The organism is Streptomyces aurantiacus (assembly GCF_027107535.1).
In the GTDB taxonomy this organism is placed as follows: domain Bacteria; phylum Actinomycetota; class Actinomycetes; order Streptomycetales; family Streptomycetaceae; genus Streptomyces.
This window is the reverse complement of record NZ_CP114283.1, coordinates 9,350,961-9,377,487: the sequence shown is the minus strand read 5'-3', so window position 1 is coordinate 9,377,487 and position 26,527 is coordinate 9,350,961. Positions and strand designations below refer to the sequence as shown.

Below are 26,527 nucleotides of genomic sequence, written 5' to 3'. Positions count from 1 at the left end.
CGGGCCCCGGTGTCCGGCTCAGCCCAGTTCGAGGACGCGGGCGTGGAGGACCTGGCGCTGCTGGAGTGCGGCGCGGACCGCGCGGTGCAGGCCGTCCTCCAGGTACAGATCGCCCTGCCACTTCACGACATGCGCGAAGAGGTCGCCGTAGAACGTGGAGTCCTCGGCGAGCAGTGTTTCCAGATCGAGCTGGCCCTTGGTCGTCACCAGCTGATCGAGGCGGACCGGGCGCGGCGCGACGTCCGCCCACTGCCGGGTGCTTTCCCGGCCGTGGTCGGGGTACGGCCGTCCGTTTCCGATGCGCTTGAAGATCACACGGAAAGCCTACCGGTCAAGAGCTTCCGGGCGCAGCCATGGCGGTGGAGTGCGACGCTGGAAATGACGTCGTAAATATGGGCGAACCAGTCATTCTTCCGGATCACCTGCTCGTGATCGGTGTGAAATCGAGTCATGGGCGGGTCCGGGCAAACCGGGAACAGGGGCCTGAAATGACTGACAGCGAAGCACCGCCGGCGAAGACACCCGAAGCCGTGAGCGGCGCTCCCGCCCTTCCCCAGGAGGCCCTGAGGATCGCCTCCGGGTACGCCTTCACGGGTCCCGCGCTCGATCTGGGCGCACTGCTGTGGGACGGGCGGTGCCTGCCGGACGTCCAGATCCGCATCCCGCTGCCGATGCTCAACCGGCACGGGCTGGTCGCCGGGGCCACCGGCACGGGCAAGACCAAGACGCTGCAGCTGGTCGCCGAACAGCTGTCGGCGCAGGGCGTGCCGGTGTTCCTCGCCGACGTCAAGGGAGACGTCTCCGGCATCTCGGCGCCGGGGCAGGAGAACGACCGGGTGCGGGCACGGGCCTCGGAGGTGCGGCAGGAGTGGACGCCGGCGGGTCTCCCGTGCGAGTTCTACGCCCTCGGAGGCATGGGCCACGGCATCCCCGTACGCGCGACCGTCACCAGTTTCGGGCCGGTCCTGCTGTCCAAGGTGCTCCGGCTCAACCCGACCCAGGAGCAGTCGCTCGGCCTGATCTTCCACTACGCCGACCAGAAGGGCCTGGAGCTGGTCGACCTGAAGGACCTGCGTGCGGTGGTGGCCTTTCTGACCTCCGACGAAGGGAAGTCCGAGCTCAAGGGCATCGGCGGTCTCTCCACCGCCACGGCCGGGGTGATCCTGCGCTCGCTGACGGCGTTCGAGGCGCAGGGGATGAGCCCGTTCTTCGGGGAGCCGGAGTTCGACACGAACGAACTGCTGAAGGTGGCCGGGGACGGCCGGGGCACGGTCTCCGTCCTGGAGCTGCCCGCGGTGCAGGACAAGCCGCAGCTCTTCTCCACGTTCCTGATGTGGCTGCTCGCCGACCTCTTCCACGACCTTCCGGAGGTCGGTGACGTCGACAGGCCGAAGCTCGTCTTCTTCTTCGACGAGGCGCATCTGCTCTTCAACGACGCGTCGAAGGCCTTCCTCGACTCCATCACGCAGACCGTCCGGCTGATTCGCTCGAAGGGTGTCGGCGTCTTCTTCGTCACGCAGACCCCGAAGGACGTGCCCGGGGACGTCCTCGCCCAGCTGGGCAACCGTGTGCAGCACGCGCTGCGCGCCTTCACCCCCGACGACCAGAAGGCGCTCAAGGCCACGGTGAGGACCTTCCCCGATTCCGCGTACGACCTGGAGGAGGTCCTCACCGCGCTCGGGACCGGCGAGGCCGTCGTCACCGTCCTCAGCGAGAAGGGCGCGCCGACACCGGTCGCGGCGACACGGCTGCGGGCGCCGGAGTCACTGATGGGACCGGTCGGCCCGGCGGACCTCGACGAGGCGGTCAGGAAGTCGCCCCTGCACGGCCGCTACGCCGAGGCGGTCGACCGCGTGTCGGCGTACGAGAGGCTGACGGCCGCCGGGGAGGCGGGCCCGGGCCCGGACGCGGGAAAGGGGGCGGGGACGGAAGCGGGCGCGAGGGCTCGTGGGGAGTCCGCGGCGCCCAGTCCCGGAGCGGACGGGGGCCGGGGGCGGAGGCGGAAGGCCGAGGAGGGCGACGACTCCCTCGTCGAGCAGGTCGTCGGCAGCGGTGTCTTCAAGTCGCTGGCCCGCAGTCTGGGCACGCAGATCGGGCGCGAGATCACCCGGTCGGTCTTCGGCACGGCCCGTCGCAGGCGGTAGGCCAAAGCCGGTCGGGCTCGGCGGAGGCGGAGCGGCCCCGCCCCCGCCGGACGCATCAGTCGCGTTCGCGGTCCTCGGGCGGGTTCTGCTGCTCCGGGGCCGGCTCAGGGCGCTCCGGAGTGCCCTGGCGGGGGCCGGGGGGCGGCTTCGGGGCGCTGCGGAGGGATTCGGCGCGGACCAGGGCGCGCAGGATCGCGTACGGGTCGTTCGGCATGAAGGAAGTCCTCTCGTGCTGCTGGGGAGGGAGAGCGGTTCCGGTCGGGGCCGGGACTCTCAGCAGCGGAGGACCAGGGAGCGCTGGGCGCGCGGGGAGGGGGCGTACCGGAGCGCGGGAAGGGAGTGGACCCGCAGGCCCGGGCGCTCGACGGCGGGCCTGCGCGCGGGGCGCTGCGGGACGAGGGGGCGGTGGCTCTGGCGGGCGGGTGGGCGCAGGGCCGTGTCCAGCAGGTCGTGGGGGTGTTCGAGACCGGTCTCGGTGGAGACGGCGGCGGGCGGAGCTGTGCGTGTTCCGGTGTGGCCGCCCGCGGAACCCACCGCGCACACCGCGCACAGCAGCGCGGCGAGCGCCACGAGGAACCGCTGCCGGGCGGGCCGGTGCGGAGCGCGCGGGACGAAGCGGTGGGGGCTCACGAGAGGTCATGTCCCCGGGCGGGGCGCCCGGTGCATCGGCGTGCCCCGAGAACCGCCCTCTTGGCGTACGCCCGGGACGTGCTGTCGCCGGTGGCGTCACGTGCCGTCGCCCCGCCCGTGCCGGGAGAGTCCCCGCGACCGGAAGCGTCCCGCGCCGGACCCTCATGCGTGCCTCATACGGGACGCGTGCGTGCCTCATACGGGACGCGTGCGTGCCTCATACGGGACGCGTGCCGCAGGAGCACGCGTCCGCATCTTCACCCGCCGGAGGTCTTCGCCGCCTTGGCCGCCGCCTTCATCTCCTGCTTGTGTGCCCGCACCTTCGCCAGCGACTCCGGCCCCGTGATGTCCGCGACCGAGCGGAAGGACCTGGCCTCGCCGTACGCACCCGCGGCCTCGCGCCAGCCCTTCGGGTCCACCCCGAGCTGCTTGCCCAGCAGGGCGAGGAAGATCTGGGCCTTCTGGGTGCCGAAGCCGGGCAGTTCCTTGAGGCGGCGCAGGAGTTCGGCGCCCGTCCCCGCGCCTTCCCAGACCTTCGCCGCGTCCCCGTCGTAGTGCTCCACGAGGTACTGGCACAGCTGCTGGACCCGCTTGGCCATCGAACCCGGGTAGCGGTGCACCGCCGGTTTCGTGGACAGCAGGGCCGCGAACGCCTCGGGGTCGTACGCCGCGATCTCGTGCGCGTCGAGGTCGTCCGCGCCGAGCCGCCGCGCGATCGTGTACGGGCCCGCGAACGCCCACTCCATCGGAATCTGCTGGTCGAGCAGCATGCCGACGAGCGCGGCGAGCGGGCTGCGCCCGAGGAGCTCGTCGGCCTCGGGCTGCTGGGCGAGGTGAAGTGTGACGTCCATGCCCCGATCATCGCGCGGGCGGCTTCAGGACGCTCGCCAGTACCCCAGCGCGTTCACCCGCTGCTTCGGCAGCGCCAGCTCCTTGCGGAAGTACGCCGCCAGCGACCGGGTCGTCGCCGTGTCGCAGGCGATCCAGACGTACGGGTCAGGGGTGCCCTTCAGGAGGTCCGGTGCGGCCGCCTTCACCTGGGCCACCAGGTGCGCGCCCTCGTCGAGCCGGGCCACCGTACGGACGTCGTGGTGGGCGGAGTCGGCCCGGAGGGGCAGGCCGTCCAGGCCCTCGGTCGACTCGAACCAGATCGTGGTGGGTACCGGACCCACCACATCCAGAAGGGAGTTGAGGGCGGGGAGGGAGGCGGTGTCGCCGATCGCCAGCACGTGGGAAGGCGCCGGGTCCGGATGTGTGAAGCCCGTGCCCTGGACCGTCGCCTCGATCGTGTCCCCCGGCTTCGTGGCCCGCGCCCAGTCGCTCGCGCATCCCTCGTGCAGCGCGAACTCCAGGCTGAAGGTCCCCGCGGCCGGATCGGGGTCCACCAGGGTGTACGCCCGCTGGTGCGGCTTGCCCGCGTGGTCGAACCACAGCCGCACCCACATCGTCGGGTGCACCCCGGTCGCCGCGAGCATGCCGCCGTCGGTGAGGTGCACCCGGCGGTAGTGCTCGGTGACGTCCTCCGCGCCCGTGACCGTGAACGCGAAGTCCTTGCCCCGGAACAGTTTGAGGACCGCACCCTCCCAGCCGTGCCCCTGCCCCATGGCGTTTTCACCCTTCGCGTACGATTCCGACACACCTTACTTAGGTGAGCCTAACCTAAACAGGATGGGAGATGCAGGGTGACTGTCGAGATCTACCGTGACGCCTGGGGCGTACCGCACCTGCGTGCGGGCGACGCGTTCGAACTGGCGCGCGCCCAGGGCTTCGTCACGGCACACGACCGCGCCTGGCAGATCGAGGTCGAACGGCACCGGGCGCGCGGCACGTCGGCCGCGTTCCTCGGTGCCGACGCGCTCAGCTGGGACCGGTTCGCGAGACAGGCCCTGCTCGACGACACCGCGAGACGTTGTTTCACGGCCCTGGAGAGACGGGACCCCGAGACCGCCGCCTGGGTCCGGGCGTACGTCGACGGGGTCAACAAGGGCCTGCCCGAAGGGGCCCGCCGCGCACCGGAGTTCGCGACCGTCGGTCTCGCGCCGGGCCGCTGGAAGCCGTGGACGCCGCTGGGTGTCTGGCTCGCCACGCACATCCTCTTCGCCGGGTTCCCGGCCAAGCTCTGGCGCGAGGAGGTCGTACGCCACCTCGGTCCGGACGCCGTCGGCCTGTTCGCCACCGACGGGCCCGCCACCTCCGGCAGCAACGGCTGGCTCGTCTCGGGCGAGCGCACCGCCACCGGCCTGCCGGTCATCGCGGGCGACCCCCACCGCTTCATCGAGGCGCCGGGTGTGTACCAGCAAATCCGGCTCTCCTGCCCGGAGTTCGACGTCGTGGGGCTGGCCGTGCCGGGCGTCCCGGGGATCGCCCACTTCGGCCACACGGGCACGGTGGCCTGGGCGATCACCAACGCGATGGCCGACTACCAGGACCTGTACCGGGAACGGCTCCGGCGCTCCGGCGAAGGGGAGGGGCAGCAGGTCGAGGCCCTGGGCCCGGACGGGAGATGGCACGCCGCCTCCCGCCATGTCGAGACGGTCGAGGTGGCCGACGGCGACCCCGTCGAGGTCGAGGTCATCGAGACCGACCGCGGCCCGGTCGTGATCAGCGGTGACGTCGTCAACGCCGGCGTCATCAACGGTGACGTCGACAGTAGGGACGGCTGCGCAGGCAGCGACCCCGGCACCGAGGGCTCGGCCGGGCCCATCAGCCTCCGCTATCCGCCCCGGGTCTCCGAGGACCTGGGTTTCGGCTCGCTCCTCCCCCTCCTCCGCGCCCGCCGGGTCGCCGACGTGGACCGCGCCTTCGACGTCTGGGCCGAGCCCGTCAACGTCGTCCAGGCGGCCGACACCGAGGGCGGCCTGCTGCACCGCGTCGCGGGCCGCGTGCCGCTGCGGGACCCGGAGAACGGCGTACGGATCGTCGCGGCCTGGGAGCCCGGCCACGAGTGGCGCGGCTGGTACGGGCCCATGCCGCGCGGCACGGTCGACGACGGCATCGCGGTCATGGCCAACCAGCGCGGACCCGCCACCCCCCTCGGCGTCGAGTTCGCTCCGCCGCACCGGGCCGACCGCCTGCGCACGCTCCTCGACGCGAGGACCGGCTGGTCGGCCGCCGACATGGCCGCCCTCCACATGGACACCCATCTCGCCTCCGCGGGCCCGCTGCTGGACCACCTCGCCGCCCTCGACGGCCTCACCCCCGAAGCCGTCGTCCTGCGCGAGCGGCTCCTGGTCTGGGACCGCCACATGGACGCCGACAGCCGGGAGGCGGCTGTCTACGCGGCGATCCGCAGCGCGGTCGTACGCCGTATCGCGGCCCACCCCGCCCTGGCCCCGCTGACCGGACCCCCGTCCTGCCCCGAGGTGCTCCGGCCGTGGCTCGCGCTCGTCCCCCGCGTTGCCTTCGCCCTCGAAGGCCTCCTCAAAGCGGAGGACCTGTACGGGATCGACCGCGCCGAAGCCGTCAGGGCGGCCGTGGAGGAGGTGGCCGGGGACCCGCCGAAGGGCACCTGGGGCGACACCCACCGTCTCGCCCCCTGGCGGGCGGTGCCGGACCCCGCGTCCGACGACAGGGAGCCGGGGCTCTCCGGCGATCACGACTGTGTGCTGTGCACCTCGGCAGTGCCTGGCCTCACCGACCGGGCCGCGCGGGGCCCCGCCGCCCGCTACGTGTGGGACGTGGCGCGGCGTGAGGACAGCGGCTGGGTGGTGCCGTTCGGTGCCTCGGGCGTACCGGGCTCACCGCACCACCGCGACCAACTGCCTTTGTGGCTCGGGGGAGAGCTGGCCCCCGTGGTCACCGACTGGAACCGGCTCACCAGGAACGACGAGGACAACGACGTCAGTGACGAGGACGACGAAGACCGTGACGAGAACAACGGAACCGACGATGAGCGCAACGGAAGCAGCGACAAGCGCGACGGCACCGACGAAACCGGCGACGGGGGCAGCGACGACGTCGTACACGGTCGGCCGTGACCGCGCGGCGGTCCACCAGGAGACCGTCGACGGCCTCGGCACGGTCCGCATCGTGCCCGTGGACCCCGAGGCCGACCTGGACGTGCTCCACCACTGGGTGACGGCCGAGCGGGCCCGGTTCTGGGGCATGGGCGGCTTCACCAGGGAGCAGGTGCTGGAGACGTACCGGTATCTCGGCTCGCTCGACACGCACCACGCGTACCTCGCCGTCCTGGACGGCGAACCGGCCGCGCTCTTCCAGACGTACGAACCGGAGGCCGACCGGGTCAGCGAGTGCTACGAGGTGGAACCCGGCGACATCGGCGTCCACCTGCTGATCGGACCGGCAGGCGAAGGCGCCGCCCGGGCGGGCTACAGCACCGCTCTGCTGACCGCGTTCACCACGTACGTCCTGCACGTCCTCGACCGGCGGCGGGTGGTGGTCGAGCCCGACACCCGCAACGAGAAGGCCATCGCCCGCCTGCTCCGGCAGGGCTTCGTGCTCGGCCCGCCGATCGTGCTTCCGGAGATCGACCTCCCGGAGGTGTACCTGCCGCAGAAGAAGGCCCAACTGGCTTTCCTCAGGCGGGAGACGGTCCTCCCGGAGACCGTTGTCCCGTAGGCCGTCCGCAAGGAGCCGCTCGGCAAGGAGACCGGCGGTGCCTGCCCGGATGCTCGCGGCGGAGGGCGCCCGACCCCCGGCGCGAGCTTCGGGTGCGGCGGGCGACGCATCGGCAACTCCTGGTGGGGCATGGTCGGTAGGTGGTCCATGACATCACTCCAGAAGCCCTGGTAGCTCACTACCGACTCGAACCCATCCCCAAGGAGGGCGGTCTCTTCCGCCGCACCTGGGCGGGCCCCGAACGGCCGGACGGCCGGCCCGAGGGGTCCGCGATAGTGGTCCTCCTGACCTCGCGGCCCGGCGACTTCTCCGCGCTGCACCGCCTCCCCGCCGACGAGACCTGGCACTTCTACCTGGGAGATCCGCTGGAGCTGCTGCTCCTCTCCCCCGACGGCACGTCCCGCACGGTCCTGCTCGGCCCGGACGTCCTGGGCGGCCAGCACCTCCAGTTCACGGTGCCCGCGCGCACCTGGATGGGCGCGCGGGTCGTCCCGGACGGAGCCTGGTCGTTCTTCGGGTGCACGATGGCGCCCGGCTTCACGTACGAGGGGTACGAGCACGGCGACGCGGCCGCGCTCACCGCCCGCTACCTGGCGGAGGCCGAGCGGATCGCCGCGCTGAGCCGGCCATGACCGCCGTGTCCGGTAGGACTGCTGCTTCCGCTGCTTCTGGTGCTTCTGGTGCGCTCGGAGGGCTGCTCGACGGGCAGGTGGCACTCGTCACCGGGGCCGGGGGCGGCATCGGGCGCGGCATCGCGCTGCGGTTCGCGGCGGCGGGCGCGGCCGTGGCCGTCCACTTCCGCACCGACGCGGAGGCGGCCCGTGACGTCGTCGCCCACATCACGGACTCGGGCGGCCGCGCGGTGGCCCTGCGGGCCGACCTGACCGTGGAGTCCGAGTGCCACCGGCTGGTGCGCGAGGCCGCGGACTGGGGAGGCGGCCTGCTGACCGCACTGGTCAACAACGCGGGCGTACAACCGGTCCAGGAGCTGCCGGGCATGACGGTGGGGGACTGGCGGGCGGTGGTCGACGCCAACGTGTCGAGCGTGTTCGCGTGTACACAGGCCGCCGCCGAACTGATGCGGAACGGGAGCGAGAGCAGTGAAGGGAGGGAGGGGAGGGAGGGGAGGGACGAGCCCGGCGGACGTGTGCGCAGCATCACCCACATCGCGTCCATCGAGGCCACGCACCCCGCCCCGCACCACGCGCACTACTCCGCCTCGAAGGCGGCGGTCGTCATGCACGCGCGCTCGGCGGCCCTGGAGTACGGTCCCTACGGCATCCGCGTGAACACCGTCTCCCCGGGACTGATCGACCGCGAAGGCCTCGCGCAGGCGTGGCCGGAGGGCGTACGGCGCTGGCGACAGGCGGTTCCCACGGGGAGGCTGGGGCGCCCGGAGGACGTGGGTGACGCCTGCGTGTTCCTCGCCTCACCGATGGCCTCCTGGATCACCGGTCACGACCTGGTCGTGGACGGCGGGATCTCCGCACGGCCGACGTGGTGAACGGGGGCGGCCGAGACGGGTGGGCGCGGGCCTGTTGAACAACATGCCGCGTACATCCGTACCCTCACCGAGGCCGCAGACGTACACGCACGACGAGCACCCAAAGCACGACGGGCAGGGCGGGCACGACGAGTGCCGGGCACGACGAGTACGAGAAGCAGGGAGAGGCGACGTGGGCCGAGTGCGCCGCACACACCGGGTCCTACGAGTGCTGCGGGTGTCGGCACCACGCCGGGCTGTGGCCCTCGTCACCCTGCTGGGCACGTTGTTCCTGCTGGGCGGGGCGGCGACCGTGTCCGCCCACTCGGCGGTCCGGGACACCGATCCCCGTGAGGGGTCCGTCCTCAAGTCGGCGCCCCGCGAGGTCACCATGACCTTCACCGAGTCGGTCGGCATCACGGACGACTCGCTGCGCGTCCTCAGCCCCGAGAACCGCCGGGTGAACGCGGGCGACACCCAGCACGTTCCCGGCCGCTCCGACACCGTCCGCGTACGCCTGAACGACGGTCTGCCCGACGGTACGTTCACGGTCGCCTGGCGTGTGGTCTCGGCGGACAGCCATCCCATCTCCGGTGCCTTCACCTTCTCCATCGGCAAGCCCTCCGAGACGACGGTCCCCGTCGCGGTCGAGCCGGCCGTGAACCCCGCCTCGGGCGCCCTCTACGACATCGCCCGCTACGCCGCGTACGCCGCCGTCTCCCTCCTCCTGGGTGTCGCCGTCTTCGTCCTCGCCTGCAGTCCGTCCAGCGCGGAGCCGTTGCGCGGGCTCGTACGCGCCGGCTGGTGGACCCTCCTCGCCACCACGGTCGCCCTCGTCTTCCTGCGCGGCCCGTACGAACGCGGTACCGGACCGTCGACCGTCTTCGACCCGGCCCTCATCGAGAACACGCTGACGAGCAGGCCGGGCTGGGCGCTGCTCGCCCGGCTGGCGCTGCTGGCGGCGGCGGCCGTCTTCCTCGTACGGACGGAGGCGGCACTGCGGCGGTCCGCGGAACCGAAGCCGGCCGTGCTCGCGGCCGGGGGTTTCCTGGCCGTCGCCCTGGCGGTCACCTGGGCCGTCGCCGAGCACGCGTCAGCGGGCATCCAGGTTCCCGCGGCGATGACCTCCTCCGTACTGCACCTGCTGGCGATGGCGGTCTGGCTGGGCGGGCTCGGAGCCCTGCTCACCGTGCTCCACCGGTCGCGCACCCCGCTCGCGGCCACGTCGGTGACCCGTTTCTCACGGATCGCGTTCACCTCGGTCACGGTCCTGGTGCTGACCGGGGTCTACCAGTCCTGGCGGGGACTCGGCTCGTGGGACGCGGTGTCCGGCACCTCGTACGGCCGGATCCTGGTCGTGAAGGTGTGCGCGGTGGTGGGGCTGCTGGCCGCGGCGGCCTTCTCCCGCCGCTGGACGGCCCGCCTGTCGGACGACGTGGAACAGCCGTCACAGAAGCCCGTACCGGAGCCCGCACCGGAGCTGGAGAAGGTCGGAGCGGGCGGGGGCGCGGCCGCCGGGAACACGGTTCCGGCCGCTGCTGAGCGCGGGCCCGCTTCCGTGTCCGCTTCGGCGGCGGGGACGACCGCGGAGACGGCCGCGGGGACGACCGCGGGATCCCCTTCGACTCCGTCCGAGCCTGCAGTCTCGCCTTCGGAATCGGCCTCGGAATCGGCCTCGGCTTCGGCGTCGTCCTCGGCATCGGGTCCCGAGGAGGCCGGTGTCCGGCACCGGTCCCTGCGCCGCTCGGTTCTCGCCGAAGTCGTCGTGGGCGTCGCGGTGCTGGTGATCACGACGGTACTGACCGGCACCCAGCCGGGCCGCGCCGAGCTGGAGACGGCGGCGGCCGAGTCCACCGCGGCCGCGGCCGACGGCCCCACCGCGTCCACGACCCTGATCCCCTTCGACGTCGGCACCCCCGGCGGCCACGGCAAGGTACAGATCGTCCTCGAACCGGGCCGCGTCGGCGAGAACACGGTCGAGGCGGTCATCATCGGCCCCGACGGAGGCGTCGCCACCGTCCCCGAGATCCGTCTCTCGTTCACGCTCGACTCCCAGAAGATCGGGCCCATCGACGCCGGCCTCACCAACAAGGGCGGCTACTGGGGGACCGAGTCCCTCAACCTGCCCCTCGCCGGCACCTGGACGATGAAGGTGACGGTCCGCACGACGGACATCGACCAGGTGTCGGAGACGCGTCGGGTGAAGATCGCCCGCTGATCCGGCGGTGACGGCACGGCCCGGGAGGGCGTGAGCCGTGAGGTGCGTGCGGTGAGGTGCGTGCCGTGAGTCGCGAGTCCTGAGTCGTGAGCAGGGCTCATCGGGCCGGCGGAGAGCCGGACGGGCTCACGACGGGTCCCAGCGGGCGAGCTCGTACAGGGCGGCTGCGGTGCGCGCGAATCCCTCATCGCCGAGCAGGGTGCGCAACTCGCCGTTGAAGCGGTCGATTTCCGGCTGAGCGGCGCGAAGGGCGTCGGCGCCCGCGTCGGTGAGGCTCAGCGTCACGGCCCGGTGCTCGCGGGGATGCGCCCGCTTGACGACGAGGCCCGCCGTGATGAGCCGGGTGACGAGTGCGGTGACGGCGGACTCGCGCAGCCCCAGGGTGCGCGCGAGCTCCCGCTGAGTGACGCCCGGCCGGTCCCGTACGGCGAACAGCGCGCCGAGCTGAGCCGTGGTGACACCGGCGGCGACCGCACAGCGACGGTCGGCGGCCGTACGCAGGCGATGCGCGGCCCGTTGCAGCAGGAAGAAGAGACGCTGGTCGGGCTCTGCCTCGGACATGGACCGATCTTGACAGACCCGACGGACGTACGGGACGGTCACTTCACTAGTGAAGTGAAAGGCGTACGGCCGAAGTCGAGGTGCGATGTGAAGGACTCCGACGTGAGAAACCCTGACGTGAAGGACGCCGGTCCGAAGGACCTCGAGGCGAAGGGCTCCCCGGGTCTGGCCGCCGCCCGGGAGGCGCTGGCGGCCCAGCCCTTCAGCAGCCTGCTCGGCGCCCGGCTGGTGGCGTTCGGCGAGGGCGAGGCGGTGCTGGAACTGGACATCCGCGACGACCTGCGCCAGCAGAACGGGTTCGTCCACGGCGGCGTCCTCGGTTACGCGGCCGACAACGCGCTGACCTTCGCCGCGGGCACCGTCGCCGGCCCTCGGCTGCTGACCTCGGGGTTCACCATCGACTATCTGCGTCCAGCCGACGGCACGCTGCTGCGGGCCCATGCCCGCGTGGTCCGGGCCGGCCGCACCCGAGTCGTGTGCCGCTGCGACCTGTCCACCACGGACGCCGAGGGAGCGCGGACCCTGTGCGCGGTGGCCCAGGGCACCATCGCGGTAGCCGCACCGCGATAGAGCCCTGGACGGCCCGTCCCGTCCCCGGCCCGGCCCTGCCGTGTCAGTCGGCCAGGTCGAACCGCGGCTCTTCGACGCGGGTGCGCTTGATCTCGTAGAAGCCGGGGACGGCGGCCACCAGCAGAAGGCCGTCCCACAGCTGCCCGGCCTTCTCCCCGGCAGGGGCGGGGGAGACGACCGGACCGAAGAAGCCGACCCGCTCCCCACCGGGCCCGGTGACCGACACCACCGGGGTGCCGATGTCGTCGCCGGCCAGGGCGAGGGCCTGCGCGTGCGAGGACCGGATCGCCTCGTCGTACGCGGTGGACCCGGCGGCGTTCGCCATCTCCTCGGGCAGTCCGGCATCGGCCAGGGCCCCCGCGAGGTTCCCCCAGTCGCCCTGGAGGTGGAAGCGGGTGCCCATCGCGGTGAAGAGGTCACCGAGCGCCCGCGGGCCGAACCGCTCCTCCACCGCGGCGCACACCCGCACCGGCGCCCACATGTAGTCCCCCCACTCGCCCTCGGGGTTGTCGTCCCGGTGTTCGTTGAGCACCGACAGACTCATCACCCGCCAGCGGACGGTCACCGGCCGCACCTTGGTGACCTCCACCATCCACCGCGAGGTGATCCAGGTGTACGGACACACGGGGTCGAACCAGAAGTCCACGGTCCGCTGTTCGGTCATCCGGTCGGCTCCTCGCAGGTCGTTCGAGGCGGGCGGTGTGACGATCAGGAACTGTCGGGGGAACGCCGTAGGGAAGACTCAATGCCATTCGTCGGGGTTGAGCGCGGCCGCGACGAAACCGTCCCCCGTCGTGACCACCAGGTCGGGCTGCCCGACCCGGAGTTCGATCTTCTCGCGGTCGCAGAGCGTGTTGCCGTCCCACGTGAAGACGGTGCGTTCGAGGACGGTTTTCCCGTCGCCGCCCAGCCGGAGCTTCGCGGTGGTTCCTGGTCAGCGGGGAACCGCCTCCTTACTCCCTGTTCTGCGACCAGGCCGCGGTGAGCGCGGTGACCGGGTCGCTGTCGGCTGGTGCCGCGGGCCACCATTCGCCGTCGTCATCCTGGCAGTAGGGGTACCAGCGGGCGTCGGGGCCCAGACGCAGCTGGATGCCGTGGTGGGTGAGGGTGAGGCGGTTGCGCCAGGTTCTGAGGTGTGTGGGGGAGTCGGTCATCTCGGTGAGGGCCGCTTCCAGGGCGGTGCGGGTGGCCTTCATCACTGTCGGGTCGGGGGCGTAGGGCTGTTCGGCGACGGTGATGCCCGTGGGGCCGCCGTGTCGCCAGGCGCGGGTGAGGCGTGCGAAGGCAGTGGGTTTGGTGCCGGTGCTCTGGACCAGGTGGTGGAACCACTCGGGTCCGGGGTTGCTTGCGGCGATGCGGACGGCGTCCTGGTGCTCGGTCAGGTGCAGGTCGGCGGTGTCGCCCGCGAGGAGCCGGGCGGCGCGCGCGGTGGCGTGGGCCATGAGGAGTTCCAGGTCCGCGGCGGCCAGGCCGGTGCCGGGTGGCGGGGCGACGGGCAGCGCTGTGGTGTGGGCGGCCGGTTCCGGGAGTTCGGGCAGTTCGGGGGGCTCCTCGGCCCAGCGGGCGTACGCGGCGGCGGCCGGGATGCCGGCCGGTGCTGGTGGGGCGGCCGTCTCCTGTGCTGCCGTACGGAGTGCGCGCAGCTGGGCGAAGACCTCCTCGCGACCGCGGCCGCGCAGCGCGAAGAGCACGAATGGGTCGGTGTCGATGGTGGCTGCGATGGCGTAGCAGAGCGCGGCGGCGTGCTTGCAGGGGTATCCCCAGTCGGGGCAGGAGCACTCCGGATCGAGCTCGGTGGGCAGTGGGAGCAGTGGGACGCCTGCGTGCCGGGCGTCGTCCACGAGTTCGGCGGGCATCTCGTCGTCGAGAAGTGCCGCAAGATGTCCGGCGCGGGCCGCGATGGTGTCGAGCAGGGTGTCCCACTGAGGGTCGGTGAGGACGGGCAGGTGGACCGAGGAGCGGTACGGGCGCGGGCGGCTGCCCTGGACAGCGGCGTTGACCTTGCCCGGAGCGACGGTGACCGGGCCGACCATGCCTTTGCGGGCGTAGGTGCGTCCGCGCGAGAGCCGTCCGGCGTCCAGGGTGGAGTCCTCCAGGGCGGCCACCCATGCCTGGCCCCACCAGGTCGCGGCGAAGGCTCGCTTGCCGCGGGCGGGAGCACGGCGCGGGCCGGGGACAGCGGGGCTCATGACTGCCTTCCCAGGGCGACGAGTTCGGCGAGGTCGGCGTCGGACAGTTCGGTCAGGGCTGCCTCGCCGGAGCCGATGACGGCGTCGGCGAGGGCACGCTTGGCTTCGAGCAGCTTCGCCACCTTGTCCTCCACGGTTCCCTCCGCGAGGAGCTTGTGTACCTGGACGGGTTTGTCCTGGCCGATGCGGTAGGCGCGGTCGGTGGCCTGGTCCTCGACGGCCGGGTTCCACCAGCGGTCGTAGTGCACGACGTGGCTGGCGCGGGTGAGGTTGAGTCCGGTGCCCGCCGCCTTCAACGACAGCAGGAACACCGGCACTTCACCGCGTTGGAAGCGGTCCACCATCTCCTCGCGCCGCGCGACGGGAGTGCCGCCGTGCAGGAAGAGGGTGGGGGTGCCGCGCTCGGCGAGATGCTTCTCCAGCAGAGCCGCCATCTGTTTGTACTGCGTGAAGACCAGCACGGATTCGCCTTCGGCGGTGATGGTGTCGAGAAGTTCGTCGAGCAGGTCGAGCTTGCCGGAGCGGCCCCGCAGGGGAGGGGACTGGTGCAGGCTGTGCTCTTTCAAGTACTGGGCGGGGTGGTTGCAGATCTGCTTCAGCGCGGTGAGCAGCTTGAGTACCAGACCGCGTCGGGCGATGCCCTCCGACTCCGCGATCTTCGCCATGGTCTCGCGGACCTGTGCCTCGTACAGGCCGGTCTGCTCGGCCGTCAGCGGGACGACGTGGTCGGTCTCGGTCTTGGGCGGCAGTTCGGGCGCGATGCCGGGGTCGGACTTCTTGCGGCGCAACAGGAAGGGACGTACGAGACGGGACAGGCGCTCGGCTGCCTCGGGATCCTCGCCCGCCTCGATGACGCGGGCATGCCGGTCACGGAAGCCGGAGAGTGAGCCGAGAAGCCCGGGGGTGGTCCAGTCGAGCAGTGCCCACAGCTCGGAGAGGTTGTTCTCCACGGGGGTGCCGGTGAGAGCGACGCGGGCGCGGGCGGGCAGGGCACGCAGTTCGCGGGCGGTGACGGCGTAGGGGTTCTTGACGTGCTGGGCCTCGTCGGCGGCCACCAGCGACCAGGGTGTCTCGGCAAGCACTTCGCGGTCGCGGCGCAGCACCCCGTAGGTGACCAGGACGATCTCGTCGCCGGCCAGGTCCTTGAGGTGGCGGTCGCCGCCGTGGTAGCGGCGTACGGGGGTGAGCGGTGCGAATCTGGCGGCCTCGCGCTGCCAGTTGCCGAGCAGGGAGGCCGGGCAGACGACGAGGGTGGGGCCCGCGGTGGTGGGGTCGCTCTGGCGGTGCAGGTGCAGAGCGAGCAAGGTGATGGTCTTGCCCAGGCCCATGTCGTCGGCGAGACAGCCGCCGAGGCCGAGTGCGCACATCTCGGCCAGCCAGGCCAGGCCCCGCTTCTGGTACTCGCGCAAGGTGGCCTTGAGAGCGGCGGGCTGGGGCACGGGGGTGCGGGACTCGGGGTCGCGGATACGAGCGACCAGGTCGCCGAGCGCACCGACCGCGGCACAGGGGACCCGGTCACCGTCCCTCCCCCAGCCTCCGGCCGGGGGGACCCCCATCTCGCTTCGCTCGGCCTCGCCTGTCAGCGCGGCGCTCAACGCCTCCATGGGGGTGAGCGGTTCCATCCGGCGGCGCTTGGCGCGGGCCACCAGTTTCGGGTCGGCGACCACCCACTGGTCGCGAAGCCGGACGAGGGGACGGCGTGACTCCGCGAGAGCATCCATCTCGGCCTCGGTGAGCGGCTCGCCGCCGAGGGAGACCTGCCAGCGGAAGTCGAGGAGGGCCTCAGTGTCCAGCAGGCCGCCCGCGGTGGAACCGGGGGCGGTGCGCTGCCCGATCTCCGCGGTCGCGGTGAGTGCCTTGACCAGGTCGCGCGGCCAGTGCACGTCGACACCGGCCGCGCGCAGCGCGTCCGTGGCGTCCCCAAGGAGATCGAAGGCTTCGTCGTCGGTCAACCGGAGCTGATCGGGAGCGGCATCGCCCAGCAGCCTCCGCAGCGGGGGCCAGGCGCGGGCGCCTCGGCGCAGAGCGAGAAGGGTCTCGGTCTCGGCGCGTGGGCCGAGCAGCCGCTCCACTTCGGTCGGCTCGCTCCAGAGTCGCGCGGCTTCGATGACGAGCGCCGGGTCCGCCGCGGTGTGCAGTTGCAGGACGGCCCGGAACTGCCGTCGGCGTCCTTCGGGTACGTCGACGCGCAGGGAGACACTGACCTCGGCGGTGAGCGCCGCCTGGGTTTCCTCGGCCCATTCACGCAAGGTGGGCACAGCGCGGGCCTCGCGCCAGGCGTACGGCAGCGCTCCCATGGCGAGCGGCGCGGCCGGCGTACGGACCAGATCATCGGCGACCGCGTCGCAGAACTGGCGTATCAGCGCAGCCGGTTCGGCGATCCGTATCGGAGCAGGGCCAGGCTCGGGCAGGCAGTGGGCGTGTGGCGGGAAGGCGGCGGCCAGGGCGTCCAGCGTCTGGCGCTGGGCGGCGGTGCAAGGACCCACCTGCCAGGTGTCGTAGCCGGCGGGGGTGAGGGCCGGGTGGAGGCGGCCGTCGGCGAGCAGCCGCAGCGCGAAGCGAGTGGCGGCCTGCCAGGCGGCGCCGGAGGGATGCGTCGGCTCCGCATCGGCCAGGGCGGAGACCGCGACCGCGACAGGCAGCGCGTAACCCTCGACCCTGCGCCGCCTGACCGAGCGGCCGTGCGGCAGGACCAGCTCCACCGCCTCGGTCTCAAGGCCGGTGGGCGCCCTACTGTCTCCGGCTGCTGCCCCGGTCGGCTTCCACAGCAGCAGCCGCCCAAGGCGGGCGGGCGCACCGGGCAGGAACACCGCCGCCCAGCCGGCGCCGAGCAGCTCCCTCGCGAAGGCGGATGTTTCCTGCCGGGCCAGCGGGGGTGCGCTCCTCGCGCCCGTGCTCGGCTCTCGTACGACGACTCGTGCCACTATTTTCCGCCCTGTCGTTCGCCGGACCCTCCCCTGGGCCGCTCACCACCGAACCCCACCAGGCCACGTCACACGCCGGCAACCGCGAGCCTTGGCTTGACTGCCGGCGACGGCGCCGCGACGGATACGCCGCTGCTGAACATACGGTCCTCAACCGTACGGTGCAGCGCCGCGGTGAAGCCTTGAGCACCTGGGCACCAGCCGCGCTGGAGGGGTTACTGGGGGCGTTGAACGAAGAGGCCACCGTCGACGCCTACGGCGAAGATGAGCCCAGCTCACCGGCTCCTGGACCTGCCGCTGCCGGAACCCGCCCCCCAGGGCTCGCAAGGGATCGAGGCATACCGCTACTGGGCCCACTGAACTGGCGCGTTGTACAACTGCCCAGCTGAGCCCCTGTTCGAGAGGGCACTCGCCCCCACTGCCGCTGACCGGACCCACGCGGGGAACAGACAGCACGTAGTGCGCATCTTCGGTACGACGTCGGCCGCCGGCGCGAGCGCCGCGTGAGCGGGCACATTGGGACCGTCGTCCTGGACAGCGAGGGGCTGTCGGCCTGGGTGGCGCAGGACCGGAAGGTCCTGGCGATGTTCCAGGTCTTCCACGACTTGAGAGCGGACCTTGTCGTCAGCGCCAACACCATCGTGGAGGTGAGCCACGCCAGGGTGGACCTGCCCCGACTGCAATGGGTGCTCTCCTGGGTCAAGGTGGAGCCGATCACGGAGGCAGCGGCCAAGGTGGCGGCCCAACTGCTCTATGACCGCGACCGCGACCGCGACCTCGTCCTGGGACCATGAACAGATCCGCTTGGATCCGCCGAGAAAGGATGTGCCCCGGAAGATCGCCGATGCCATCTGGGGACCCCCGCACACACGTCCTGTGGACAAAAACCAGAACAACGAGGCCTGAGAACCGTCGAAGGGCCCCACCGCGAACGGTGGGGCCCTTCAACGTTAGTGCCCGGTGAGGCACTGGCGGAGGATACGAGATTCGAACTCGTGAGGGGTTGCCCCCAACACGCTTTCCAAGCGTGCGCCCTAGGCCACTAGGCGAATCCTCCGCGGCAAACAATACAAGACGTTGAGGAGTGCTCGCGAACTCGTTCCCCCCGGTCGGATCGGGTACTGTGTGCGGAGCCCCTCACGTGGCGCTATCTGACTGAACTCCCCCAGGGCCGGAAGGCAGCAAGGGTAGGTTGGCTCTGGCGGGTGCGTGGGGGGCGTTTGCGTTTGCCGGGCGGGCGGAGCCGCCGGTGTGGCCCGGGCTTCGGCGGGGTGGAGCGGGGTGGCCCCGACGGGCGGTCCCCGTTGTCAGTGGGCGCCTATAACCTCGTACGTGTGTCGTCTCTCGCGCTGTACCGCCGTTATCGCCCGGAGTCGTTCGCCGAGGTCATCGGGCAGGAGCATGTCACCGACCCGTTGCAGCAGGCGCTGCGGAACAACCGGGTCAATCACGCGTACCTGTTCAGCGGGCCGCGCGGCTGCGGGAAGACGACCAGTGCGCGCATCCTCGCCCGGTGTCTGAACTGCGAGCAGGGGCCCACGCCCACCCCGTGCGGGGAGTGCCAGTCCTGCCGGGACCTGGCGAGGAACGGGCCGGGGTCCATCGACGTCATCGAGATCGACGCCGCGTCCCACGGTGGTGTGGACGATGCCCGTGACCTGCGGGAGAAGGCGTTCTTCGGGCCCGCGAGCAGCCGGTACAAGATCTACATCATCGACGAGGCCCACATGGTCACCTCGGCGGGCTTCAACGCCCTGCTGAAGGTCGTCGAGGAGCCGCCGGAGCACCTCAAGTTCATCTTCGCCACCACCGAGCCCGAGAAGGTCATCGGGACGATCCGGTCGCGGACGCATCACTACCCGTTCCGGCTGGTTCCTCCCGGGACCCTGCGCGAGTACCTCGGTGAGGTCTGCGGCCGCGAGGGCGCGCCCATCGAGGACGGGGTGCTGCCGCTCGTCGTACGGGCCGGCGCCGGGTCCGTGCGTGACTCCATGTCCGTCATGGACCAGCTCCTCGCGGGAGCCCGCGACGAGGGTGTGACGTATGCCATGGCCACCTCGCTCCTCGGCTACACGGACGGTTCGCTGCTGGACTCCGTGGTCGAGGCCTTCGCCGCGGGCGACGGCGCCGCGGCCTTCGAGGTCGTCGACCAGGTCATCGAGGGCGGCAACGACCCCCGGCGGTTCGTCGCCGACCTGCTGGAGAGGTTGCGGGACCTCGTGATCCTGGCGGCCGTGCCCGACGCGGGCGAGAAGGGGCTCATCGACGCTCCCGTGGATGTGGTGGAGCGGATGACGGCCCAGGCCGGGGTCTTCGGCGCCGCCGAGCTGAGCCGCGCCGCCGACCTGGTCAACGCAGGGTTGACGGAGATGAGGGGCGCCACCTCGCCCCGTCTCCAGCTGGAGCTGATCTGCGCGCGCGTGCTGCTGCCCGCGGCGTACGGGGACGAGCGGTCCGTCATGGCGCGGCTCGACCGGATCGAGCGCGGGGTGAACTTCACGGGGGCGGCGGCCGGCGGGCCCGCCGTCGGGTACGTTCCCGGGCCCGACGCGCATGCCGGGACGGGTGCGAGGGCGGGGGCGGGCACACAGGGCGGTGGTCCCGTCGGCGGGCCGGTTCCCTCAGGTCCGTCCGGTCCGGCCGGTCCGGCCGTGCAGTCCGTTCCGCCGGGGGGTGGGGCCGCAGCCGCCCGCGCCGCGGTACGGGGAGGCGGGGCGGGAGCTCCCGTCGGTCAGGGCGGGCCCAGTGGTCCCGGTGGCGACGCGGGCCACGGTTCGGCCCAGGGCCCGGCTGTGCCCGCGCACACCTCTCCTCCCGCTCCCGCCGCCCCTGCTCCCATGCCCGCTCCCGTTGCGGAGCAGCCGCCCGTCCAGGCTCCGGCGGCCGACAGCGCGGCCGGCGCCTGGCCCACCGCGACAGCCGCGGGCAGCGGTCGACGGCCCGGCGGATGGCCGACCGCCGCAGCCGCCGGCGGGGGCCAGCCCGCATCCGCACCGCCCGGGGCGCCCGCGCCGGCCGGTGCACAGGGGGCTCCTGCGTCCGCGCACACCCAAGCTCCTGGCTCTGCCGCGTCCGCTGCCCCCGCCCCGTCTCAGGGGGCCGGGGTTCCCGCGGGGGCCTTCGCCTCCGCGGGCGGAGGGCCCGACCCCCGCACCCTGTGGCCGAACATCCTGGAGGCGGTGAAGAACCGCCGCCGCTTCACCTGGATCCTGCTCAGCCAGAACGCCCAGGTGACGGGCTTCGACGGCACGACCCTCCAACTCGGCTTCGTCAACGTGGGCGCGCGGGACAACTTCGCGAGCAGCGGCAGCGAGGAAGTCCTGCGACAGGCCCTGTCCGAGCAGTTCAACGTGCAGTGGAGGGTCGAGGCGGTCATCGATCCCTCCGGCGGCTCGGCACCGCCGCCCGCGCCCGGCTCCGGTTTCGGCGGTGGCGGCGGTTACACGTCCGGCGGCGGTGGCGGCGGATACGCGTCCGGTGGCGCCGCCCCGAGTGCGCCCGGCCCCGGCCCGCAGCAGTCCACGGCTCCGGCTCCGAGAGGTGACGCCCCGGCGTCCCAGAGCCGGCCGGCGTCCGGGGGCGCCGGCTCCTCGTCCGCGTCGCCGCACCCGCCCCGCCCCTCCGCTCCGGAGCCGCCGCCCTCGGTCTCCCTGGAGGACGACATCGCGGCGGACGACGATCCCGACCTCGACGAGTCGGCACTGTCGGGCCATGAGCTGATCGTGCGGGAGCTGGGGGCGACGGTGCTGGAGGAGTTCTCCCACGAGTAGCCGGAGGCGTTCTCGCCCAAGTCGCAGTCAGGCCCAGGTGATCCGCAGGATCGGACTCCTCGAACCGGTCCCGGCCACCGGCCCCGGCACCCCGCCGAGAGCGCGGGCCGCGGGGCGCACGCCCCACCACGTCCGCACCTCCCCACACGACAGCTAGGCTGGCCCCCGTGAAGGTCCTCGTCATCGGCAGCGGTGCCCGCGAACACGCCCTGTGCCGCTCCCTCTCCCTCGACCCCGACGTCACCGCGCTGCACTGTGCTCCAGGCAACGCGGGCATCGCCGATGTGGCCGAGCTGCACCCGGTCGACGCCCTCGACGGCAAGGCCGTGGCAGCGCTGGCCACGGACCTCGGCGCCGAGCTGGTGGTCGTCGGCCCGGAGGCCCCCCTCGTGGCCGGGGTCGCCGACGCCGTGCGTGAGGCGGGCATTCCGGCGTTCGGACCCTCGAAGGAGGCCGCCCGGCTGGAGGGCTCCAAGGCCTTCGCCAAGGACGTGATGGCGGGCGCGGCCGTGCCCACCGCCCGCTCGTACGTGTGCACGACCCCCGACGAGGTCGACGTGGCGCTCGACGCCTTCGGCGCCCCGTACGTGGTGAAGGACGACGGTCTCGCGGCCGGCAAGGGCGTCGTCGTGACCGATGACCTCGACGCGGCGAGGGCCCACGCCAACGCCTGCGACCGTGTGGTCATCGAGGAGTTCCTCGACGGTCCCGAGGTCTCCCTCTTCGCGATCACCGACGGCGAGACGGTCGTCCCCTTGCAGCCGGCCCAGGACTTCAAGCGGGCCCTGAACGACGACGAAGGGCCGAACACCGGCGGCATGGGCGCGTACTCGCCCCTCCCGTGGGCCGACCCGAAGCTCGTCGAGGAGGTCATGCAGACCGTTCTGCAGCCGACCGTCGACGAGATGCGCCGCCGCGGCACCCCCTTCTCCGGGCTCCTCTACGCCGGTCTGGCGATCACCTCGCGCGGTGTACGGGTCATCGAGTTCAACGCCCGCTTCGGCGACCCCGAGACCCAGGTCGTCCTCGCCCGCCTGAAGACCCCGCTCTCCGGCGTCCTCCTCGCGTCGGCCGAGGGCACCCTCGCCGACCTCGCGCCGCTGCGCTGGAGCGACGACGCGGCCGTCACCGTCGTCATCGCCTCGCACAACTACCCCGGCACCCCGCGAACCGGCGACCCCATCGAGGGCCTCGACGAGGTGGCCGCGCAGGACGCCCCGCACGCGTACGTCCTGCACGCCGGTACGAAGCGTGACGGTGACGCGGTCGTCAGCGCGGGCGGCCGGGTCCTCTCCGTCACCGCCAGCGGCACGGATCTCACCCAGGCCCGCACCCGCGCGTACACGGCGGTCAACCGAATCCGCCTCGACGGCTCCCAGCACCGTACGGACATCGCGGCGAAGGTGGCGGAAGCCGCCGGGGAGTAACCCTCGGTTACGGCCTGCCACCTGCACCGTCACCCATCGCACGACCACACCGGGCCCCGGATCCAGCACAGGATCCGGGGCCTTTTCGTCAGCCACCTCTAGCCAAAGCCATTCCATCGAGTGACCGATCCCCCATCCGGCTGACGAGGGCCGGGGCCCCAACTAGGGTGCGGCGCAAGCGTTCCGGCACTTGGCCCACCGGCATTGCGATGTCGGTCGTGGGTGCCACAGTGGGGGAGTGAGCAACGCCATGGACGTCCGTCGACAGCTGCCGGGTACACATGCGCCCGGCGGCCAGTAGGGGGTGACACCGGTCGTGTCCGGTATGGGAGTCGAGGTGGGTGCGCAGGCCGCGCGCTCACGGGCCCTCGCCGTGCTGCGCATCCGCAGCAGGGCCCTGGCCGTCGCCCTGCTGCCCGCGGCCGTCGCCGTCGTCCTGCTCGTCGGCGGGTCGACCGGGCACATCGACGGTCCTGGCTGGGGCGTGGTGCGCTGGACCGTGTCGGGTCTGGCCCTGTTCGTGCTTCTCGCTGCGGTCGGCATCGCGCTGGTCGTCGTCCGTTCCCGGCCCGCCGTGAGCCCCACGGTGCCGGTCGCCGAGGAGTCGGCGCCGGACCTGTACCGCATGGTGCGGGATCTGGCCGACCGCCTCGAAGTGCCCGCCCCCTCCGCGATAGCGCTCACCCCGGACTGCGACAGCTGGCTGGAGGACCGCACGCATCCGGCCCACGGCCCGCCCCGTACGCAGCCCGGGGACGAGATAGAGGGCGTCCGGGGCCTGCCGTCGGCACAGCGGCGTACGCCGGCCGCGCCCGTCCTCGTCATCGGCTCGCCCTTCCTGTGGTGGATGCGGGTCGGCGAACTGCGCGCGGTCCTCGCGCCGGTCGTCGCGGGTACGGGACCGTCCGCGCACCCGGACATAGCCGCGGCCCGTCGCTTCGTACGAGGGCTCGACGCGGCCGTGGCCGTGACGTCGGCGCCCACGCGCGGGCCCCTGGTCCGCGCGGTGCTCGGCGGGGCCGGCTGGGTGTCGAGGATTCTGCTGCGCAGCTGCCGCGGGCACGCGGCCGAGATGGAGCGGGGTGTGGCGGCCGCGGCGGCGGAGCGTGCACAGGCTGTGGACTACGGCCTGCGGATCGTCGCCCAGGAGCAGGTGGGTCTGGCGTACGCGGGCTGGGACCGGCTGCTGACCAGGGTCGCGCTGCCCGCCTGGCGCATGGGGCGGTGGCCGTCCCGGCTCGACGCGGGCGTCGTCGCGGCCCTCACCGAGCTCTCTCGGCGGGACCGGCTCGCCGAGGGCTTCGCCTCCCGGCTCGGCGAGCGGCCCGCCTGCGATCTTCTGGAGGAGCCGGGCGCGATCGACGAGGCGACGTCCCTGCTGGCCGCGCGTCTCTTCCACGGCGGGCCCGCCGAGACCGGGCCCGACTGGGCCCCGGTCGACTGGGCCGAGTATCCGGACGAGGTCGTCGACCGGAAGTGGCGTACGGACGCGGCGCGGCTGCACCGGGTGCTGGACGCGCTCGGTGTGAGCCGTACGTCGGGGCAGGAGGCGCCGGACCCGGAGGGCCCGACGCTGGCTCGGGTGATGGATCACCTGACCTCGGAGACGCCCCCGCTCGCGCGGAACACGAACATCGCGAACACCGGCAGCGGCACCGGCAGCGGTGCGGACAGTCCGAACAGCACGTACGACCCGGCCGACGCGGAGAGCGGAGAGGCGGCAGCGCCGGAGTACGAGGACGACGGCGGGCCGGAGATCGACGAGGACGGCGGGCCGGATACCGAGCGGAGTGCGGAGCTCGCGGCGGTGCTGAGCGCCGAGGTGGCGCGTGAGGAGGCCGCGACGGCTGCCGGGCCGGGGGCGCCGTCGGCGGGGTCCGTGGGCCAGGGCGGCCCCGACCTGGCGCTCTGGGACGACGGCACGCTGCCGCTCTTCCCGCTGCAACCACCGCGGACGGGGCGGGAGTTGCTGGGCGACCACGTGACGGCGATGGTCTGCTGTGCGGCGATGGACACGGCGGGGGCGGTGCCGGGGCTCGACTGGCTGGACGGTCCCTCGCTCCTCGTCGGCGGTGAGCGGTCCGTCGACCTGGGACCACGGGTACTCAGCCTCATCGAGGACGGGGATCCCGCGCCGCTCCGAGCGTGGCTTCTCGACCTCGGCGTACGCCCGGAGAAGCCGGTTCGGCTGGTCTGAAGCGGGGGCGCTCTGCGCCCCCGCCGCCGCACATCCGTCTCATCCCTGCCCGGGGCCCCTTCCGTGCTCCGCCTCCGGCCGGCCGCCTTCGATCGCCCCCCACCCCGAGCCCCATTCATCCCCACCTGCCCCCGTCCCTCCCCGACCGACTGAGGCAATTCGCGACGAACGGTGACCGCGTGCATGCGTAATGTGATGTGCTGGAGTCCGTCACAGGCGTGGCGTGCAAGGGCTGACGGGGGCACGAGGGAGGGAACGTCGCATGGGGTCGGAGCAGATTCGCCGGTGGGAGTCGGGGGCGCTGGCGCATGCCGTCACCGACCCCTTCGGGCAGGGCCCCGTTCCGTGGCTGCGCGGCAGTGAGCACTACTTCGACGACACGGGGCACGTCGTCCCCTGGTACGTGGACCACGCACCGCCGCCCGGCGTCACACCCCCCGGTGATCAGCACCGGAGTAGCGGCCCGCGGATCCCCACCCCCCGCACCACCGCCGGAGACCCCCGCTCGGCCGACGACGTCCACCGTCAGATCAAGGGCTTCGCCTCCACCGGAGCGGCCGCCCCCGGCGAGGCCATCGACTTCCACATCACGGTGGACCCGCCGCAGCAGTTCAGCGTGGACATCTACCGCATCGGACACTACGGCGGCGACGGCGCGAGCAAGATCACCACCAGTCCGCGCCTCTCCGGGATCGTCCAGCCGCCCCCGCTCACCGCGGACCGCACCGTCTCCTGCCACCACTGGTGGCTCTCGTGGCGGCTGCAGATCCCGTCGTACTGGAGCGTCGGCGCGTACGTCGCCGTGCTCACCACCGACGACGGCCATCGTTCCCACATCCCGTTCACGGTCCGCGACGACCACCCCGCCGACCTGCTGCTCCTCCTGCCGGACATCACCTGGCAGGCGTACAACCTCTACCCGGAGGACGGCCACACGGGCGCGAGCCTCTACCACGCGTGGGACGAGAGCGGCCGGCTGCTCGGTGAGGCCGACGCCGCGACGACGGTCTCCTTCGACCGCCCGTACGCGGGCGCGGGACTGCCCCTGCACGTGGGTCACGCCTACGACTTCATCCGCTGGGCCGAGCGCTACGGCTACGACCTCGCGTACGCCGACGCCCGCGATCTGCACGCCGGCCGGGTCGATCCCACGCGCTACCGCGGCCTGGTCTTCCCGGGGCACGACGAGTACTGGTCGACGACCATGCGCCGGACCGTGGACGTGGCCCGCGAGCACGGCACCTCGCTCGTCTTCCTCTCCGCCAACACCATGTACTGGCAGGTGGAGTTGGGCTGCTCGCCGTCCGGCGTCCCCGACCGGCTGCTCACCTGCCGAAAACGCCGCGGGCCCGGAAAACCGGCCCTGTGGCGCGAGGTGGACCGTCCGGAGCAGGAAGTCCTGGGCATCCAGTACGCGGGCCGGGTGCCCGAGGCCCACCCGCTCGTCGTCCGCAACGCCGATCACTGGCTGTGGGAGGCGACCGGGGCCCACGAGGGCGACGAGCTGGAGGGCATGGTCGCGGGCGAGGCCGACCGCTACTTCCCCCGTATCGCGCTCCCCGAGCACCAGGGCCGCATCCTCCTCTCCCACTCCCCGTACCGGGACACGGAGGGAGCGATCCGCCACCAGGAGACGTCCCTGTACCGCGCGCACTCCGGCGCCCTCGTCTTCGCGGCGGGCACCTTCGCCTGGTCCCCGGCCCTGGACCGCCCGGGCCACGTCGACACCCGCGTCCAGCGCGCCACGGCCAACCTCCTGGACCGCATCTGCAAACGCGACTGAGGTCGCCCCGCACGGTTCGCACCCCGCCCCCTGGCCGAGCCCGACCTCCGCAT

Annotated in this window: 20 protein-coding genes, 1 tRNA gene, 1 other RNA gene and 1 pseudogene; 13 read left to right on the top strand and 10 right to left on the bottom strand. The window is 72.5% G+C overall.

All coding sequences use genetic code 11. The features are described from left to right. Positions 1 to 18: 18 nt before the first annotated feature. A complete protein-coding gene (locus tag O1Q96_RS43405; protein ID WP_003955420.1) occupies positions 19 to 315 on the bottom strand; it encodes a type II toxin-antitoxin system VapB family antitoxin in 297 nt (98 codons plus the stop codon). Positions 316 to 488: 173 nt separating this feature from the next. On the opposite strand from O1Q96_RS43405, the gene O1Q96_RS43400 reads away from it, so the two are divergent. Continuing rightward, entirely contained in the window at positions 489 to 2,144 is a 1,656-nt protein-coding gene (locus O1Q96_RS43400) for a helicase HerA-like domain-containing protein (RefSeq protein WP_269253319.1), read from the top strand. Between the two features lie 55 nt (positions 2,145 to 2,199). Here the strand turns inward: O1Q96_RS43400 and O1Q96_RS43395 are convergent, their stop codons facing one another. The 4 genes from O1Q96_RS43395 to O1Q96_RS43380 form a co-directional block, all read right to left on the bottom strand. Beyond that, complete coding sequence (locus tag O1Q96_RS43395; protein ID WP_269253318.1) at positions 2,200 to 2,358, bottom strand: hypothetical protein; 159 nt, start codon at positions 2,356 to 2,358, stop codon at positions 2,200 to 2,202. Positions 2,359 to 2,417: 59 nt separating this feature from the next. After that, positions 2,418 to 2,774, bottom strand: coding sequence for a hypothetical protein (locus tag O1Q96_RS43390; protein WP_269253317.1), 357 nt, complete (start codon positions 2,772 to 2,774; stop codon positions 2,418 to 2,420). 257 nt (positions 2,775 to 3,031) lie between these two features. Then, entirely contained in the window at positions 3,032 to 3,625 is a 594-nt protein-coding gene (locus O1Q96_RS43385; RefSeq protein WP_269253316.1) for an HhH-GPD-type base excision DNA repair protein, read from the bottom strand. Positions 3,626 to 3,649: 24 nt separating this feature from the next. After that, positions 3,650 to 4,378, bottom strand: coding sequence for a siderophore-interacting protein (locus O1Q96_RS43380; protein WP_269253315.1), 729 nt, complete (start codon positions 4,376 to 4,378; stop codon positions 3,650 to 3,652). Positions 4,379 to 4,456: 78 nt separating this feature from the next. Between O1Q96_RS43380 and O1Q96_RS43375 the strand changes: the two genes are divergently transcribed. The 5 genes from O1Q96_RS43375 (at position 4,457) to O1Q96_RS43355 (ending at position 11,053) form a co-directional block, all read left to right on the top strand. Next, positions 4,457 to 6,751, top strand: a complete 2,295-nt coding sequence (locus O1Q96_RS43375; RefSeq protein ID WP_269253314.1) for a penicillin acylase family protein — start codon at positions 4,457 to 4,459, stop codon at positions 6,749 to 6,751. Beyond that, positions 6,663 to 7,352, top strand: coding sequence for a GNAT family N-acetyltransferase (locus O1Q96_RS43370; protein WP_269253313.1), 690 nt, complete (start codon positions 6,663 to 6,665; stop codon positions 7,350 to 7,352). Before O1Q96_RS43375 ends, O1Q96_RS43370 begins: the two co-directional genes overlap by 89 nt. A gap of 152 nt (positions 7,353 to 7,504) precedes the next feature. Next, complete coding sequence (locus tag O1Q96_RS43365) at positions 7,505 to 7,984, top strand: cupin domain-containing protein (protein ID WP_269253956.1); 480 nt, start codon at positions 7,505 to 7,507, stop codon at positions 7,982 to 7,984. Continuing rightward, a complete protein-coding gene (locus O1Q96_RS43360; protein ID WP_419587030.1) occupies positions 7,981 to 8,856 on the top strand; it encodes an SDR family NAD(P)-dependent oxidoreductase in 876 nt (291 codons plus the stop codon). Before O1Q96_RS43365 ends, O1Q96_RS43360 begins: the two co-directional genes overlap by 4 nt. A gap of 238 nt (positions 8,857 to 9,094) precedes the next feature. Next, positions 9,095 to 11,053 carry a copper resistance CopC/CopD family protein gene (locus O1Q96_RS43355; protein ID WP_269253311.1) on the top strand — a complete coding sequence of 653 codons (1,959 nt, stop codon included), beginning with the start codon at positions 9,095 to 9,097 and terminating at the stop codon, positions 11,051 to 11,053. Between the two features lie 126 nt (positions 11,054 to 11,179). On the opposite strand, the gene O1Q96_RS43350 is transcribed toward O1Q96_RS43355, so the two are convergent. Continuing rightward, positions 11,180 to 11,614: a MarR family winged helix-turn-helix transcriptional regulator gene (locus O1Q96_RS43350; RefSeq protein WP_269253310.1), complete on the bottom strand. Its 435-nt coding sequence runs from the start codon at positions 11,612 to 11,614 to the stop codon at positions 11,180 to 11,182. Positions 11,615 to 11,716: 102 nt separating this feature from the next. Between O1Q96_RS43350 and O1Q96_RS43345 the strand changes: the two genes are divergently transcribed. After that, on the top strand, positions 11,717 to 12,184 hold the full coding sequence (locus tag O1Q96_RS43345) for a PaaI family thioesterase (RefSeq protein WP_419587029.1): 468 nt from the start codon (positions 11,717 to 11,719) through the stop codon (positions 12,182 to 12,184). A gap of 43 nt (positions 12,185 to 12,227) precedes the next feature. On the opposite strand, the gene O1Q96_RS43340 is transcribed toward O1Q96_RS43345, so the two are convergent. The 3 genes from O1Q96_RS43340 to O1Q96_RS43330 all read right to left on the bottom strand — a co-directional run bounded on the left by O1Q96_RS43340 (position 12,228) and on the right by O1Q96_RS43330 (position 17,243). Then, positions 12,228 to 12,848, bottom strand: a complete 621-nt coding sequence (locus O1Q96_RS43340) for a mycothiol-dependent nitroreductase Rv2466c family protein (protein ID WP_269253309.1) — start codon at positions 12,846 to 12,848, stop codon at positions 12,228 to 12,230. A 289-nt stretch (positions 12,849 to 13,137) separates the two neighbouring features. Next, positions 13,138 to 14,373, bottom strand: coding sequence for an SWIM zinc finger family protein (locus tag O1Q96_RS43335; protein ID WP_269253308.1), 1,236 nt, complete (start codon positions 14,371 to 14,373; stop codon positions 13,138 to 13,140). Then, positions 14,370 to 17,243, bottom strand: a complete 2,874-nt coding sequence (locus O1Q96_RS43330) for a DEAD/DEAH box helicase (RefSeq protein ID WP_269253954.1) — start codon at positions 17,241 to 17,243, stop codon at positions 14,370 to 14,372. The genes O1Q96_RS43335 and O1Q96_RS43330 overlap by 4 nt, the downstream gene beginning before the upstream one ends. Positions 17,244 to 17,800: 557 nt before the next feature. On the opposite strand from O1Q96_RS43330, the pseudogene O1Q96_RS43325 reads away from it, so the two are divergent. Then, positions 17,801 to 18,049, top strand: a pseudogene (locus O1Q96_RS43325) (DNA-binding protein); the annotation flags it as partial. Positions 18,050 to 18,266: 217 nt separating this feature from the next. Here the strand turns inward: O1Q96_RS43325 and O1Q96_RS43320 are convergent. After that, positions 18,267 to 18,354 (bottom strand) — tRNA-Ser (locus O1Q96_RS43320). Positions 18,355 to 18,426: 72 nt separating this feature from the next. Between O1Q96_RS43320 and ffs the strand changes: the two genes are divergently transcribed. The 5 genes from ffs to O1Q96_RS43295 all read left to right on the top strand — a co-directional run bounded on the left by ffs (position 18,427) and on the right by O1Q96_RS43295 (position 26,474). Then, an RNA gene (gene ffs, locus O1Q96_RS43315) (signal recognition particle sRNA small type) lies at positions 18,427 to 18,521 on the top strand. A gap of 110 nt (positions 18,522 to 18,631) precedes the next feature. Beyond that, positions 18,632 to 21,067: a DNA polymerase III subunit gamma and tau gene (locus tag O1Q96_RS43310; RefSeq protein ID WP_269253307.1), complete on the top strand. Its 2,436-nt coding sequence runs from the start codon at positions 18,632 to 18,634 to the stop codon at positions 21,065 to 21,067. Positions 21,068 to 21,234: 167 nt separating this feature from the next. Then, positions 21,235 to 22,494 carry a phosphoribosylamine--glycine ligase gene (purD, locus tag O1Q96_RS43305; RefSeq protein WP_269253306.1) on the top strand — a complete coding sequence of 420 codons (1,260 nt, stop codon included), beginning with the start codon at positions 21,235 to 21,237 and terminating at the stop codon, positions 22,492 to 22,494. 316 nt (positions 22,495 to 22,810) lie between these two features. Continuing rightward, the gene (locus O1Q96_RS43300; protein WP_269253305.1) at positions 22,811 to 24,691 is read left to right on the top strand and encodes a M48 family metallopeptidase; all 1,881 of its coding nucleotides are present in this window, start codon (positions 22,811 to 22,813) and stop codon (positions 24,689 to 24,691) included. 262 nt (positions 24,692 to 24,953) lie between these two features. Then, on the top strand, positions 24,954 to 26,474 hold the full coding sequence (locus O1Q96_RS43295) for a N,N-dimethylformamidase beta subunit family domain-containing protein (RefSeq protein WP_269253304.1): 1,521 nt from the start codon (positions 24,954 to 24,956) through the stop codon (positions 26,472 to 26,474). Positions 26,475 to 26,527: the final 53 nt, after the last annotated feature.